Source organism: Mycobacterium sp. 1245805.9, assembly GCF_001672915.1.
In the GTDB taxonomy this organism is placed as follows: Bacteria; Actinomycetota; Actinomycetes; order Mycobacteriales; family Mycobacteriaceae; genus Mycobacterium.
This window is the reverse complement of the sequence record NZ_LZKR01000156.1, coordinates 100,735-115,478: the sequence shown is the minus strand read 5'-3', so window position 1 is coordinate 115,478 and position 14,744 is coordinate 100,735. Positions and strand designations below refer to the sequence as shown.

13 protein-coding genes and 1 riboswitch are annotated in these 14,744 nt (G+C 68.5%); of the genes, 10 read left to right on the top strand and 3 right to left on the bottom strand.

Features of this window, described 5'->3' with window-relative positions; all coding sequences use genetic code 11:
- Window positions 1–12 precede the first annotated feature (12 nt).
- From A9X00_RS21325 to A9X00_RS21295, 7 genes are all read left to right on the top strand, one after another.
- A complete protein-coding gene (locus tag A9X00_RS21325; RefSeq protein ID WP_197515225.1) occupies window positions 13–1,632 on the top strand; it encodes an AMP-binding protein in 1,620 nt (539 codons plus the stop codon).
- A complete protein-coding gene (locus A9X00_RS21320; protein WP_067158036.1) occupies window positions 1,625–2,407 on the top strand; it encodes an SDR family NAD(P)-dependent oxidoreductase in 783 nt (260 codons plus the stop codon). The genes A9X00_RS21325 and A9X00_RS21320 overlap by 8 nt, the downstream gene beginning before the upstream one ends.
- Complete coding sequence (locus A9X00_RS21315) at window positions 2,404–3,531, top strand: LLM class flavin-dependent oxidoreductase (protein ID WP_067158113.1); 1,128 nt, start codon at window positions 2,404–2,406, stop codon at window positions 3,529–3,531. Before A9X00_RS21320 ends, A9X00_RS21315 begins: the two co-directional genes overlap by 4 nt.
- Window positions 3,528–4,697 carry a sulfotransferase gene (locus A9X00_RS21310; RefSeq protein WP_067158033.1) on the top strand — a complete coding sequence of 390 codons (1,170 nt, stop codon included), beginning with the start codon at window positions 3,528–3,530 and terminating at the stop codon, window positions 4,695–4,697. The genes A9X00_RS21315 and A9X00_RS21310 overlap by 4 nt, the downstream gene beginning before the upstream one ends.
- A 7-nt stretch (window positions 4,698–4,704) precedes the next feature.
- A complete protein-coding gene (locus tag A9X00_RS21305; protein ID WP_067158030.1) occupies window positions 4,705–5,466 on the top strand; it encodes a sugar phosphate isomerase/epimerase in 762 nt (253 codons plus the stop codon).
- A 24-nt stretch (window positions 5,467–5,490) separates the two neighbouring features.
- On the top strand, window positions 5,491–6,699 hold the full coding sequence (locus A9X00_RS21300) for a DUF1214 domain-containing protein (RefSeq protein ID WP_067158028.1): 1,209 nt from the start codon (window positions 5,491–5,493) through the stop codon (window positions 6,697–6,699).
- Window positions 6,700–6,791: 92 nt separating this feature from the next.
- A complete protein-coding gene (locus tag A9X00_RS21295; RefSeq protein WP_156772214.1) occupies window positions 6,792–8,882 on the top strand; it encodes an acyltransferase family protein in 2,091 nt (696 codons plus the stop codon).
- A gap of 3 nt (window positions 8,883–8,885) precedes the next feature.
- On the opposite strand, the gene A9X00_RS21290 is transcribed toward A9X00_RS21295, so the two are convergent.
- On the bottom strand, window positions 8,886–9,545 hold the full coding sequence (locus A9X00_RS21290) for an O-methyltransferase (protein ID WP_067158022.1): 660 nt from the start codon (window positions 9,543–9,545) through the stop codon (window positions 8,886–8,888).
- A 111-nt stretch (window positions 9,546–9,656) separates the two neighbouring features.
- Window positions 9,657–9,828: riboswitch (M-box (ykoK) riboswitch) on the top strand.
- A 262-nt stretch (window positions 9,829–10,090) separates the two neighbouring features.
- Here A9X00_RS21290 and A9X00_RS30875 point away from each other — a divergent pair.
- The gene (locus A9X00_RS30875) at window positions 10,091–10,306 is read left to right on the top strand and encodes a hypothetical protein (protein ID WP_156772213.1); all 216 of its coding nucleotides are present in this window, start codon (window positions 10,091–10,093) and stop codon (window positions 10,304–10,306) included.
- Between the two features lie 44 nt (window positions 10,307–10,350).
- Window positions 10,351–12,117 carry an NRAMP family divalent metal transporter gene (locus tag A9X00_RS21285; RefSeq protein ID WP_067158018.1) on the top strand — a complete coding sequence of 589 codons (1,767 nt, stop codon included), beginning with the start codon at window positions 10,351–10,353 and terminating at the stop codon, window positions 12,115–12,117.
- A 1-nt stretch (window position 12,118) separates the two neighbouring features.
- Here A9X00_RS21285 and A9X00_RS21280 read toward each other — a convergent pair whose 3' ends face one another.
- Complete coding sequence (locus A9X00_RS21280; RefSeq protein ID WP_067158016.1) at window positions 12,119–13,054, bottom strand: NADP-dependent oxidoreductase; 936 nt, start codon at window positions 13,052–13,054, stop codon at window positions 12,119–12,121.
- A gap of 136 nt (window positions 13,055–13,190) precedes the next feature.
- Between A9X00_RS21280 and A9X00_RS21275 the strand changes: the two genes are divergently transcribed.
- The gene (locus A9X00_RS21275; RefSeq protein WP_067158013.1) at window positions 13,191–13,805 is read left to right on the top strand and encodes a hypothetical protein; all 615 of its coding nucleotides are present in this window, start codon (window positions 13,191–13,193) and stop codon (window positions 13,803–13,805) included.
- Between the two features lie 33 nt (window positions 13,806–13,838).
- On the opposite strand, the gene A9X00_RS21270 is transcribed toward A9X00_RS21275, so the two are convergent.
- Window positions 13,839–14,594, bottom strand: coding sequence for a L,D-transpeptidase family protein (locus A9X00_RS21270; protein ID WP_067158010.1), 756 nt, complete (start codon window positions 14,592–14,594; stop codon window positions 13,839–13,841).
- Between the last annotated feature and the right edge of the window lie 150 nt (window positions 14,595–14,744).

The following is a 14,744-nucleotide window of genomic DNA, read 5'->3' as shown; positions in this document are numbered from 1 at the left end:
CCGGCGGACGTGATGGCCGGGGCCCACCGAGACGCGGTGTTCGCGGCGGAGGCATACCGGCGTGGGCTGTGGGTCAGCACCACGTTGGCCGATTCGCTGCGGGCGGCCGCCGAGACCTCGCCGCGGCGAACGGCGTTGGTGGACGGGGACACTCGGCTGGATTGCGCCGCGCTCTACAGCCAGGCGGCAAGGTTGGCAAACGCCCTGATGGCGCGCATGCCGACCGGCAGCGTGGTGTCGTTCATGCTTCCGAATTGGCACGAGGCCGCCGTCATCTATCTCGCCGCGACGCTGGCTGGGATGGTGGTGAACCCGATCCTTCCGTCGCTGCGCGACCGCGATTTGCGTTTCATCCTCGAGGACGTCGAGACCGCGATGATCTTCGTCCCGCACCGGTTCGGCGGCCACGACTACGCGGCGATGCTCGAACGCGTCACCGCCGCGATGCGCCCTGCTCCCGAGGTCGTCGTGCTGCGCGGCGAATCCGGTGCGCACACACCGTATCCGGCGCTGCTGGAGGATCGCCCCGATCCCGCGCGGCTGCCCGCGCTGGATCCCGACGCCGCGCGGATGGTCCTGTACACGTCGGGGACCAGCGGCCGCCCGAAAGGCGTGCTGCACAGCCACAATTCGATACACGCGCTGATCAGTCAGATCCGCGACCAGTGGAACGTCGAGCCCGGCGACACATTCCTGGTTCCGTCACCCATCGCCCACATCGGCGGGTCGATCTACGCGTTCGAATGCCCGCTGCTGCTGGGCACCACCGCGGTGCTGATGGACCGGTGGGATCCGGAGGCGGCCGTGACGCTGATGGATCGCGAACGCTGCACCCACATGGCCGGGGCGACACCGTTCCTGCAGCAGCTGCTGTCCGCCGCCGAGCGCGCCGGCACCCGCCTGCCCGACCTGAAGGTGTTCATCTGCGGCGGTGCCGCGGTGTCGCCGTCGCTGATCCGGCGCGCCGCCGACTATTTCGACCGTGCGGTCGTCACCCGGGTGTACGGCTGCACCGAGGTGCCCGTCGCCACCGTCGGCGCGCCCCGGCCAGACGAGGCCGACCGCGCCGCAGACACCGACGGGCGGGCCGGCATCGCCGAGATCAAACTCGTCGCCCACGACTCCGCGTCCGACGGTGACGGCGAGATCTGCGTCCGCGGCCCGCAGATGCTGCTGGGCTACCGACATCGGCGCGACGATGCCGAGTCGTTCGATGCCGCAGGGTTTTTCCGCACCGGGGATCTCGGTCGCTGGGTCTCAGCTGGTTTGGAAGGCCACTACCTCGTGGTGACCGGCCGGGCCAAGGACGTCATCATCCGCAACGGCGAGAACATCTCGGCCAAGGAAGTCGAGGACCTGCTCGCCGAGCACCCCGGCATCGCCGAGATCGCGGTCGTCGGCCTGCCCGACGACCGGACCGGGGAACGCGCGTGCGCGGTGATCGTGCCGTCGGGCGACTCAGAGCCGGGCGTCGCCGACCTGCTCGCCCTGCTGCAAAGCAAGGGCGTGGCGAAGTTCAAGGCCCCGGAACAGGTGGTCGTCTGGGACGCGCTGCCCAAGAACGACGCGGGCAAGATCCTCAAACATCAGATCAGGGCGGCCTTAACACGGGCGGAGCCACAGGATGGGTAACATGCAGGTCGCAATCGTCACGGGCGCAACCAGCGGCATCGGTCTGGGATGCGCACAAAGACTCGCCGAGATGGGAATGGCGGTCCTGGGCACGGGCCGCGACGAGGACCGACTGGCCGAGCTGCAGAAGTCCATCGCCGACCCGGCTCGTGTCGCGACCCTGGCCGTCGACCTGACCCACGACGACGCGCCGCGGCGCATCGTCGGGGCCGCCGTCGACCGCTGGGGTCACGTCGACTTCCTGATCAACAACGCCGGGGTCGGCAACCCCAAACCGGTACACGAAACCGACGACGAAACACTGGACTATTTCCTGGGTTTGATGCTGCGGGCGCCGTTTCGGCTCACGCGCGAGGTGCTGCCGCACATGGGTCCCGGCTCGGCGATCATCAACATCACGTCGACCTTCGCCGTCGTCGGCGGCCTGCGCGGCGGCGCCTACTCCGCGGCCAAGGGCGGACTGACCGCGCTGACCACCCACATCGCCTGCCAGTACGGCGCCGCCGGCATCCGCTGCAACGCAGTCGCGCCCGGCGTGACGGTGACGCCGATGGTCGAAAAGCGGCTGGAGGACGCGCGATTCCGCAAGATCAACGCCGAGCTCACGCCGCACCAGCGGCTGGGGACCATCGACGACATCGCCAGCACCGTCGCGTTCCTGTGCTCGCCCGGTGGCAGTTTCATCAACGGGCAGACGATCGTCGTCGACGGCGGCTGGAGCTCGACCAGGTACATGTCGGACTTCGCGCTGAACTCTGAGTGGGTCACTCGGTGAAGGTTTCGCCCGCGGCGTTCGTGCGCACCACGCTCCCGCTGAACCTGTCGGGCCTGGCCGAGCTGGATACCGGCCGATACCACTCGATCTGGCTGCCCGATCACATGGTGAGCTTTTGGCCCGACGCGGTGTGGACCCCGGAGTTCACCGATCTCGCAACGGCGTCGCCATCGCCGCATCGCAACCTCGACGGCATGGCGGTCGCCGCGGCCGCGGCCGTGCTGACCGATTCGGTGCCCCTGGCCACCTGTGTCGTGGACACGGTGCGTCGCCACCCCGCGATGCTGGCCCAAAGCGCGCTGACCATCGATCACCTGTCGCGTGGGCGATTCATCCTGGGCCTGGGCAGCGGTGAGACCGAAAACATCGTGCCCTACGGATTCGACTTCGCCCGACCCGTCAGCCGCTTCGAGGAGGCGCTGAAAGTCATCCGCCTGCTTTGGGACAGCGACGGGCCGGTGGACTTCGAGGGGCGGTTCTACCGGCTAAATCACGCCCTGTTGGACGCCGAGCCCTACCGGGGGCAGTTCCCGCCGATCTGGATCGGCGCCAGCGGGCCGCGGATGCTCGACATCGTCGGGCGTTACGCCGATGGTTGGTGGCCGGCCGGGGCAAGGAGCCCCGAGCACTACGCCGAGATGCTCGGCGCGGTAAGGCAATCGGCCGAGCGGGCCGGCCGCGACCCGATGGCGATCACCCCGGCCTATGTGCAGGTGTGCCTGATCGGTGCCGACGATGACGCGATAGAGGAGATCGTCCGCGCCCCGCTGGTGGCCGCGTTCCTGCTGCAGGTATCGGCGGAGGTCCTGCGCCAATTCGGCTTTGACCATCCGATGGGCGATGACTGGGGCGGATTCCATGACATCGACCCGACCACGCTCACGCGGGAACGCATCGTCGACTTCCTGGGCCGCGTCGATCCCGACGCGATTCGGGCGGTCGTCCCGCACGGCACGCCGCAACAGGTGGCCCGAGCCATCAAGTCCTATGTGGACGCCGGGCTCCGCGTCCCCAAGATCCTGGACTACGCGGCGATGGCCGGGCTCGAATTCAGCGCCGCGTCGGCCGCCAACGTGCGCGAGACGGAGGACGAGCTGTTGACTCTATGTGCAGGGCAACCATGACGCCGCGGCTCGATGCGTCCGCGATGCTTGCCCGCGCGCAGGCCGAGACGGGACTGGACGACTACGGCGACCCGACCCTGCCGGAGCGGTTCCGCCTGGCCGTCGGCCACCTCAACGGTATCGGCCTGGACGCCAACGGCATTGAACAAGCCGAAGCCGTTTGTCACTGGCTGCTGACGTCGCGGCTGGAGCTGATCGAGGACCGCAACCGCCATCCGATCGCCGCCGAGGTGGTCGATCACCCGATGTTCGTGACGGGGGAACCGCGCTCGGGCACCACGCTCGTGCACGCGCTGATGGCGGTGGACCCGCACGCGCGTGCGCTGCGGTTCTGGGAGGTGATGTACCCGTCGCCCCCTCCCGGCACCACCCGCCCGGACGACCCCCGCCGGACCCAGGCGGACGCCGACTGGCGCGAGATCAACGCGAAGATGCCCAAATGGCTGCTCAGCCACCCGTACAACGACATGCTCGGCGACGGTCTCCCCGAGGACGAGCGCACCTGGGCGTTCGACTTTCGGGTGATGACGCCGACGGCGTGGTGGCGGGTGCCGATGCAGACCCTCGTCGGTGGCCTGCCGACGGATGCGGCCGCGCAGTACCGCCTGCACAAGGCGATGCTCCAGCAGTTTCAGTACCACCGGCCCCGAAAGTACTGGGTGCTGAAGGGATTCCACGGCTTTCGGCTCAAGGAGCTGTTCGCTACCTATCCCGACGCTAACCTGCTCTGGCTGCATCGTGACCCGGTCCAGGTCGCGGCGTCGCGCACCATGATGATGGCCGACATCCTCGACGGTATCGTCGGCCCGATCGACCTCGCGGTCGAGGCGAAGAAGCATCTCGAGATGACCCGGGCCAGCATCGCCAACACCATGACCAACCCGCTGGTCGACGACCCGCGGATCCTGCACGTCCCCTACGCCGACTTCATCGCGGACCCGGTCGCGACCGTCGGGCGCTACTACGCCTTTTGCGGGCGGGCCCTCACCGGCGAGGCCGAGGCGTCGATGCGCGACTACCTGGCCTACAACCGCGGCGACCGCTACGGGAAGTTCCGCTACTCCACCCGGTTGCTGACCGACATTGGCGAGAACCTCGACGACCTGCACGCCGAGTTCGCGCCCTTCCGGGAGCGGTTCGGGGTCAGCATCGAAAAGCGGGACTGAGACACTCGTGCGCGCGCTATCGGTCCACAACGTGACGTTCCTCGGTGCGGATACCGCTGAGCTGCACCAGAATTGGAAGGCCCTTGGCCTGCGGCACCTCAGCGTCCTCGACACGCAGCTCCTCGACCCCGGCTTCGTTCGCCTGATCGGCGCCGAAGGGTACGCGGTCGAGGCGGTCTACCACCTGTTCGGCGCCGGGACGGACCTGTCCCGGCTGATCGATGCGGCCGCGGCCACGGGGGCACGGTGCATCTACCTGCTCACGGGCGGCCGGGACGGGCTCACCTGGGAGCGGGCGGCCGAGCGGTTTTGCCGCGCGATCGAGCCGTGTGTGCAACAGGCCGAGCGGGCTGGGGTCGGCCTGGCCATCGAGAACGCGTCGAGCCTGTACGCCGACATCCATTTCGCACACAGCCTGCGTGACACGATCACCCTCGCCGAGCTGGCCGGACTCGGGATCTGCATCGACCTGTTCCACTGCTGGGCCGAAGCCGGTCTCGCGGAACTGCTGCGGCGGGCGCTGCCCCGAACCCAACTGATCCAGTTGAGCGATTACGTGCTGGGCGACCGCGCCCTCCCGGCCCGCGCGGTGCCCGGTGACGGCGCGATTCCGATCGAATCCTTCGTAGCCCAGGCGTTGGCCGGGGGCTACCGGTTCGGATTCGACCTGGAATTGCTCGGCCCCCGCATCGACGCGGAGGGCAGGTTAGCGGCGGCCGGGCGCGCGTGCGCGGCCGTGACCGCAATGCTCGACAGGCTCGCCGGCTGAGCAGCCGAGAAAGGCAGGGGCACAGTGACTTTCGGTGACGGTCCCGACGACGCGGCGCTGGACCGCGCGTGGAGCGAATTCTGCGAGCGACTGAAGGCCGCCGGCAAGCAGGCGTTCAAGGATTTCAACGCGACCTCCGGCCTGCAGCGCGCCGACGCGTTTCGCTTCCTCACCCAGAACCTTGGGCAAGCCTTCGACCTGGCCCTGGAAACCCGCGACACCCGCTATCCGGTGCTGCACGCGTTCTGCAACCCGACCCGCAAACTGGGCGGGGACTGCGCCGATTTCACCTACCAACAGGTCTGGATCGACGGCGAGTCGACGTACCGGATCACCGGAACCCGCGGCACCGCACCCTTTTTCAACATCACCGTGCAGGGGGCGCGCCCGGCCGGCCCGCACGTCCTGCACGAACCGTTCGGCGACGTGCCGGAGGTCAACCTGCTCGGCCACCAGCTGCGCGTCGAGCCCGACGGCACCTTCGAGCTGTATATCGGCGGTCCCGAGCGCGACCCGAACTGGCTGCCGACCACCGCGCACTCGCGCAAGCTGTTCATCCGCCAAGGCTTCGACCGCTGGGACGAGCGCCCCGCCCGAATGCGGATCGAGCGCATCGACATGACCTCGCCGAAGCCGCTGCCCACCCCCGACACCATGACCGCCGCCATGCGCTGGGCGGGTGATTTCGTCACCGGGCTGATGAGCGACTGGCCCGAGTTCCCGTTCACCCACGGCGGCGTCGACGCCGAACATCCGAACCGGTTCCCCCGCGCGGACGCATCGGATGCGGACGCCCGACGCGGCCGGTCCGCCGCCAACATGTACTGGGAACTGGGCCCCGACGAAGCCCTCATCGTCGAGTTCGACGCCCACGAGGGGTTGTGGATGATCACCAACATGGGGGCGTACTTCACCAGCATGGACTTCCTCTACCGGCCGGTGAGCTACACGCCCAGCCGCGCATCCGTCGACGAAGACGGCAAAGTCAGACTGATTCTTGCCCACCAGGACCCGGGCTTTCACAACTGGATCGACACCCAGGGATTCGAACGGGGAAACCTCACCTACCGGCACATGCTCGCGGGTGAGCCCGCGGCGCTGACGACGCGGCTGGTCGAACACGCCGACCTCGAGCGCGCGTTGCCGCCGGAAACCGCGCGCGTCACCAGCGCCGAACGCACCGCGTTGATGTGGGAGCGCTTCAACGGGATCCGCAACCGATTTCCCCTCTGATGCGGTCCCGGGGGCGCGTGTCTTTCCGGCTTTCCGGGCGCCCCCGCAATTAGGCTGGCTGCGATCACGAGGAGGGGCAGCGACGTATCGGCATGGGCCAGGACGCGTTAACGGCGGACACTGAGCCGGGCGGGAGGAATCCCGCACCGGCGCGTTCTGCTCGGCGCCCGCGATGGGTCGCTCCAGTGCGCCGCGCCGGGCGCATCGCGATCTGGGATCAACCGGAACGGCGCAGCGGCATCCCGGCGCTCGACGGGCTCCGCGCGATCGCGGTCACGCTGGTGCTCGTCGGGCACGGCGGCATCCCGGGCGTGGCCGGCGGATTCATCGGCGTCGACATCTTCTTCGTCCTCAGCGGATTCCTGATCACCTCGCTGCTGCTCGACGAACTCCAGCGCACCGGCCGAATTGAGCTGACCGGCTTTTGGATTCGGCGGGCGCGACGGCTGCTGCCGGCGCTGGTGTTGATGGTGCTCACCGTGGGCGCGGCCCGCGAACTCCTGCCGAGCCAGTCGCTCACCGGACTACGCGACGACGCGATCGCCGCGTTCCTGTGGGTCGCGAATTGGCGGTTCGTGGCCCAGAAGACCGACTACTTCACCCAGGGGGCCCCGCCGTCGCCGCTGCAGCACACCTGGTCGCTCGGAGTGGAGGAGCAGTACTACTTCATCTGGCCGGTCCTGCTCATCGCGGTGACCCTGCTGCTGGCCGCGCGGGCCAGGCGCTACTTTCGGCGGGCCACCGTCGGCGGGGTGCGGTTCGCCACCTTCCTGATCGCCACCACCGGCGCGCTCGCCTCCGCGGCCGTCGCGATCGTCCTGGCCTCCGACTCCACGCGGGACCGGATCTATTTCGGCACCGACACCCGCGCGGAGGCGTTGCTCACCGGCGCCGCGGCGGCGGCCCTGCTGGTGCGGGATTGGCCGTCGATGAACCGCGGCTGGTGCCTCATCCGGAGCCGGTGGGGACGGCGGGTCGCCCGCTTCCTGCCGCTGTTCGGTGTGGCGGGTCTGGCGGCGGCGACGCACTTCGCGTCGGGCCGCGCCGGCGAGTTCCGGCACGGTCTGCTGATCGGGGTCGCGGTCGCGTCCGTCCTCGTGGTCGCCCCGGTGGCGATGGAGCAGCGCGGCGCCATCGCCCGCATCCTGGCCCTGCGTCCCCTGGTGTGGCTCGGCACCATCTCCTACGGCGTCTACCTGTGGCACTGGCCAATCTTCCTGGCCCTCAACGGGGAACGCACCGGTTGGTCCGGGCTGCCGCTGTTCGGCGCGCGGTGCGCCGCCACCGTGGTGATCGCCGCCGCGTCCTGGTGGCTGATCGAACAACCCATCCGGCGGTGGCGGCCGGCGCGGGTGCCGCTGCTGCCGCTCGCGGCGGCCACCGCCGCCGGCGCCGCCGCGGTCACGCTGTTGGTGGTCCCCGTGGGCACCGGACCCGGCCTGCGCGAGGGCCTGCCGCCGGGGGTCTCGGCCGTGGCCGCGGTCTCGCCGTCCCCGCCCGGTGGTGCCCGCCCGGCGCCGCGCGATCCCCACCGGCCCTTCACCGTTTCGGTCTTCGGCGACTCGATCGGGTGGACCTGGATGCATTATCTGCCACCGACGCCCGGCTTCGCGTTCCTCGACCACACCGTCATCGGCTGCAGCCTGGTGCGCGGCACGCCGTATCGGTACATCGGCCAAACACTTGAGCAGAGACCCGAATGCGACGGCTGGCCCATCAGGTGGTCGGCGCAGCTCGGCCAGGATCAGCCCGACGTCGCGCTGCTGATCATCGGCCGCTGGGAGACGGTCGATCGGGTCAACGAAGGGCAATGGACCCATATCGGCGATCCGACCTTCGACGCCTACCTCAACGGCGAATTACAGCGCGCGCTGAACATCCTGAGCGCCAACGGAATTCGTGTGGTGGTGGCGACCGTGCCGTACAGCCGGGGCGGCGAGAAGCCGGACGGCCGGCTGTACCCGGAGGACCAGCCCGATCGCGTCAACCTCTGGAACACCATGCTGCGCAAGACGGTCGCCCAGCACGGGGGCGTCCAGATCCTCGACCTGAACAAGAAGCTCTGCCCCGACGGGGTTTACACGACCAAGGTCGACGGCATCAAGGTGCGCAGCGACGGCGTCCATCTCACCCCCGAAGGGGTGAAATGGCTGACGCCCTGGCTCGAGGAATCCCTGAGATAACCGTTAATCGCCGGTGCGGCAGCTGATTTCCATGCTGTCGCTTTCCCGGACGAGGAAGTTGAAGCTGACGTAGCCGTTGTCCGGGTCCCGCACCCGGTCCAGGTACGGCCGCATATCCGCGGCACTGGCGTTGTCGGCGACGATCAGCGCGCCGGTCTTCAGGCGCGGTTCGAGCAGCTCGATCACCGGGAGGTAGAGGTCCTTCCACCCGTCGAGCAGCACGAAATCGACGGAGCCGTCCAGCTTTTCCAGCGTGGTCAGCGCGTCTCCCTCGAGAATGGTGATCACGTCGTCCAGGCCGGTCTCGGCGAACGTCTGCTTGGCCGCGGCGATCTTGGTGGCGCTGAGCTCGGTGGTCACCACCCGGCCGGTGCCGTTGTCGCGCACCGCCGCGGCCAGGTGAACCGCGGAGATGCCGAAGGACATGCCGAACTCCACGACCGTGGCCGGGCGGGTGGCCCGCACCAGCGCATAAAGCAATCGGCCGGATTCGGGCGTCACCGGAATGTAGAACTCGCTCATCGCGTCGGCGCGCTCCTGCGCGCTCATCGGCCGGTCGAAATCGCCGACCCTTTCTCGCAACCGCGACATCTGATTTTTCGATTCGGTGTACATCCGGTCGAGCACGGTCGCGACCTTGGGCGCCTGCAAGGTATTAGCCATGGTTTCGAGGGTAGTCGCGACGCCCGATGGGCCCGTGGGTTAACAAAAACCAACGTAATGGTTACGTAAACTAATTTGACGCCCGTCGGGGCGCGGTGCAAGATGGACGGGCAAGCACCTCGGTAGGTGAGGCGTCTGCACGGATACAGGCCACTGACCCCGAACGTCGAGAGACGCCCCGGGTCAGGACAGCTCTTCCCGGACCCAAGGGTTGAGCCCAAGTGGCTTCCGGAACCATCGGATACGCCGTGCAGTGCCGAAGCTCCGACGAGAGGGGTGCGGCCGGTGGTTTTCCGCCGGTCATTTCGCCTCCTCCCGTTCAGGTGAATGTGACGACACCCGCGTGTGTCCCGGCCGTGAGGAGGTGAGGGCGAGATGAGTCCCGGCGACAGTCCGTATCCCAATTCCGTCTTGTCCCGATCCGGTTCCGGCATTCTTTTCGCCGCCTGATTTCCTCGGGCGACCGATACCGCTGCGCATCAAGCACTTTGCCGGCGGCTAGCCCTATGCCACGAGCCGATCGGACCTCCCGTCAGGAGACGATCATGGCTTTTGTTGTTACCCACCGCCTTACCGGTCCGCAGCGGGGACGCGGCCGGCCGATGCAGCGAATCGGCCGACTCTTGGTCAGCAAGCTGCACGCGCGCAGCACGCTGACTCCCCAGGAGCGGGCCAACCTCTATGTCGCGCGGATGCCGATCGCGGTCATCTCGGCCTCGCTGGGCGGACACCCGGCGGACAGCGCGGCCAATCGGCGCTGATTCGCTGACCCGAGCCCGAACCTATTCCAGCTAGCGAGGATTCGATGACGTCGATCTCCACCGAGCCGCGCGGCGGCCTGGGTGCGTCCGAGGCGCCGGGCCAAGCCGTGTTGGATTCGGCGCACGCCGGCGACATCGTCGGCGCGTTCGGTCGCATCCACCGGGACGCCGCGCACCCAGGCACCGGCGGCCGGTGGCGGCGGCTGCGGACGCTGCTGGTCATCACCGGCCCCGGACTGATCGTGATGGTGGGCGACAACGATGCCGGCGGCGTCGCGACCTACGCGCAGGCGGGGCAGAACTACGGGATGGGGCTGCTGTGGACGCTGGCGATGCTGATCCCCGTGCTGTACGTGAATCAGGAGATGGTGCTGCGGCTGGGCGCTGTCACCCGGGTCGGCCACGCGCGGCTGATCTTCGAGCGCTTCGGCAAGTTCTGGGGCGCCTTCAGCGTCGGTGATCTGCTGATCCTCAACGCGTTGACGATCGTCACCGAATTCATCGGAGTATCACTGGCACTCGGGTTCTTGGGCTGCCCCAAGGCGATCGCGATCCCGGCCGCCGCGGTGTTGTTGTTCGCCGTGGTGGCCGGGGGCTCGTTCCGCCGCTGGGAGGGCCTGATGTTCCTGCTGATCGCGGTGAACGTGCTCATCATTCCCATGGTGCTGATGGCGCATCCCACGCCGAAAGGCACCGTGGGCGGGCTGGTGCCGCAATTCCCGGGCGGGCTCAACTCGACCGTGCTGCTGCTCGTCATCGCGATCGTGGGCACGACGGTCGCGCCGTGGCAGCTGTTCTTTCAGCAGTCCAATGTGGTGGACAAGCGCATCACGACCCGCTGGATCGCTTATGCCCGAGCCGATCTGATCATCGGGATCGTCGTCGTCATGGTCGGCGCCACGGCCCTGATGGCGGTGACCGCGTTCGGCTTCGCCGGCACCAGCGACGTCGGCGGCTTCACCGACGCGGGTGCGGTCGCCGCGGGCCTGTCCCGGCACCTGGGCGGCACGGTGGGAGCGTTGTTCGCGGTCATCCTGCTGGACGCGTCCTTGATCGGCGCCAACGCGATCGGGCTGGCCACCACCTATGCCGTCGGTGACGCGCTGGGCAAGCGGCACTCGCTGCATTGGAAGATCAGCGAGGCTCCCCTATTTTACGGCGGGTACGCCGTGCTGCTGGCAGTGTCCGCCGCGGTCGCATTCAGCCCGGACCACGTCCTCGGCCTGGTGACCCAGGGCGTGCAGGCCCTGGCGGGTGTCCTGTTGCCCTCGGCGACGGTGTTCCTGGTCCTGCTCTGCAACGACCGGGCGGTGCTCGGGCCGTGGGTAAACACGGTGCGGCAGAACATCATCGCGTGGGCCGTCGTGTGGTGTCTGGTGGTCTTGTCGCTCGCGCTGACGGCGACGACCTTCTTCCCGGGCCTGTCGACGGCCACCATCGGGGCCGGCCTCGCGGCCGGTGCGGCGATCGGGATCGCGGGCGGGGCCGTCGCGATCGTCACCGGCGCGCGGCGTCGCGACCTGCGGGACGCGGAAGCCATCGCGGGGGCGCTCGGCGGGGGCCTGGATCCCGAAGAGGTGGACGAACTCGACGACGCGCCGCTCCTCACGCGCGCCGAGCGGCGGGCCGTGCGCCGGCAGGACCGGGCACACTGGCAGACCCCCAACCTCGCCATGCTGGACCGGCCGGCCATGTCGCCGATCCGGCGGGCCGGGCTGTTGACCCTGCGGGGCTATCTGGTCGTGGCCGTCGTGTTCGTGATCATCAAGATCGTGCAGGCCGGCATCATCGGGCCGGCCACATCGCTGTGAATCATTGTGAGCCGTTCGGCAGCAGAACGATTTTGCCGCGGGTGTGCCGCTTTTCGACTTCCTCGAAGGCGTCGGCGACGCGGTCCAGCGGGTAGCTGCCGGCGACCTCGAAATCGATGGCGCCGGTCGCGACCAGGTTGGCCATCTCGTTGAGCACTTCCGGCGTCGACGCGTCCACGCTGCCCTCGGTCCTGGCGCCGACCTCGCCGGCCTTCTGGAACGAGATGATGGTCTCGACCCGATCGGGCGCGACGCCGAGATCCACGGCGAGCTGGACGTAGTCGGGGCCGAACAGATCGATGAACGCGTCGATCCCGTCGGGCGCCGCCTCTCGCAGCCGGTCGGCCAGGCCGTCGCCGTACTCGACAGGGATGACGCCGTGGGCGCGCAGCCAGTCGGCGTTGCCCGGCCCGGCGATACCGAGCACCACCGCCTTGCGCAGGACCAACAGCTGCACGACGAGGCTGCCGACCCCTCCCGCCGCCGCCGAGACGGCAACCGTCTCGCCCGGTTTCGGGTCGACCGCGCGAACGGCGGCGTAGGCCGTCACGCCGGCCACGTACAGCGAACCCGCTACCTCCCAACTCAATTCGGGGGGCTTTCGAATCAGTTGGTCGACCGGGACGGCGGTGTGTGTGGCGTGGCTGGATCGGCGGAAGCTGAAGCCGAGGACCTCGTCGCCGACGGAAAATTCGGTCACCCCCGGTCCCACGGCGGTCACCACCCCGGCGAGGTCGCTGCCCTCGCCGGAGGGAAAGGTGGCGGGGAACATGTCGTGCATCGCCCCGCTTCGGATGGCGGCCTCGCCGGGGTTGATCCCGGCGGCGCGGACTTCGACCACCACCTCGCCCGGGCCCGCCGACGGCATGTCCACATCCGCCACGTACAACACGTCGCGGTCCCCATAACGGTCGAACCGCACCGCTCGCGCCGCCATCTTGGCCTCCTCGCCCCGCCGAATACCCCCAAGCCTCCGCCAGCATAGGCGCGTGGCCTGCCCTTGTTCCCGCCCGCATTTCGCAGTAGCTTTAGGCGCCGCGGACGGGACAGCGGATGGACAGGGAGGGAACCCCATGGAGCTCGCGCGGATCACCGTCGCCGGCTGGGCGGTCGCCACGGTGGTCGGCGCCGCGACCACCGGCTGCGGCGACTACCACCACACTTCGCCCTCCACATCGATACCGGGCACTGCCGCGTCGTCGACCGGTTCGAGCGCGGTGACGAGCCCGGCGCCGGGGCAGCAGACCGATTACAGCAATTTGTTGATCAAGGCCAGCGACATCGGCGCCGACTTCACCACTCCCCAGCCGCCCGTGCTCAATCCCAACAACGCCCCGGGCGTCGCGCAGCTTTTCGCCAACGCCGACAACAGCCGCCGGATCGGAGACACGATATTGATCGTCGCCGACCCGAAGGTGGCGGCGGCGGGAATCGAGAACACCAAGGCCAATTACGCGGGCAAGGTCAGTGGAACGTGGCAGCCGATCGATATCGGTTCCAACGGGGCGATGATTTCCGGCACCGCCCCCGGCAATCCCCAGGCCATCACCGTGGTGCTCTTCAACGAGGGCAAGGCGCTCGTCAACCTCGAATTCGACAGCGCGCCCAACGATCCCACCGATCCTGGCGTCGCGACCGACATCGCCCGCAAGCAGGACGCGGCCATCAAGACCGGATTGCCCGGCTAGCCCGAAACGCGGAATGTCCTGCGCGCGAGGCGCTCAGGCCACGACCTGAATGGGGTCACCCACGTTGACCTGGTTGAAATACCAAGCGGCATTGTCGGGGCTCAGGTTGATGCATCCGTGACTGACGTTGGCGTGGCCCTGCGAGTCGACCGACCATGGGGCCGAGTGCACGTACACACCGCTCCACGTGACCCGGACCGCGTACTGCGCCGTGATCTTGTATCCCTCGGGCGAACTCAGCGGGATGCCGATGGTCCGCGAGTCCATCACGACGGTGCGCTCCTTTTCCAGGGCGGTGAAGTTCCCGATCGGCGTGGGACGGCTCGGCTTGCCCATCGATGCCGGCATCGTGCGCAGCACTTCGCCGTTGCGGCTGACGGTAAAGGTGTGTCCGGACAAGCTGGCAACCCCGAGCAACTCGTCACCGGTGTCAAAACCCGTCGTCAGGGCCTGCACACCGACCGAGACGTGGCTGTGGGTGGGCCAGTAGTGGTCCGGAACCCACTGCACGACGTTGTTCTCGACCCAGTCGAAATGGCCGGGCATGCCGCTCGGCGAGGTGACGTGGATGGTCCGTTCGGCGGCGACGCGGTCGGTGACCGGCGCACCGAACGTGACCACGACCGGGTGCGCCACCCCCACCAGGGCTCCGTTAGCCGGAGAAACTGAGGCAATCCCCGGGACGGGCTGGGGCAGCGGGACGGAGGCCACGCTGAGGGCGCCGCTGCCCAGCGCGCCCATGCCGACGATCGCTACCATAACGAATAGATAACGAACCGCTCGACGCATGGCGCTTACCCTTTGCGATGGATGGACCGACACAACGATATTCTACTGGTTGTCGGCGCATTCCGGTTTTCAGCAAACATCGACGTGTTCGCTGGGTCCAGTGCTGGCGCCGTCGCTGCCCCGCTGTGGCGCGGCTGACGACGCCGCGCA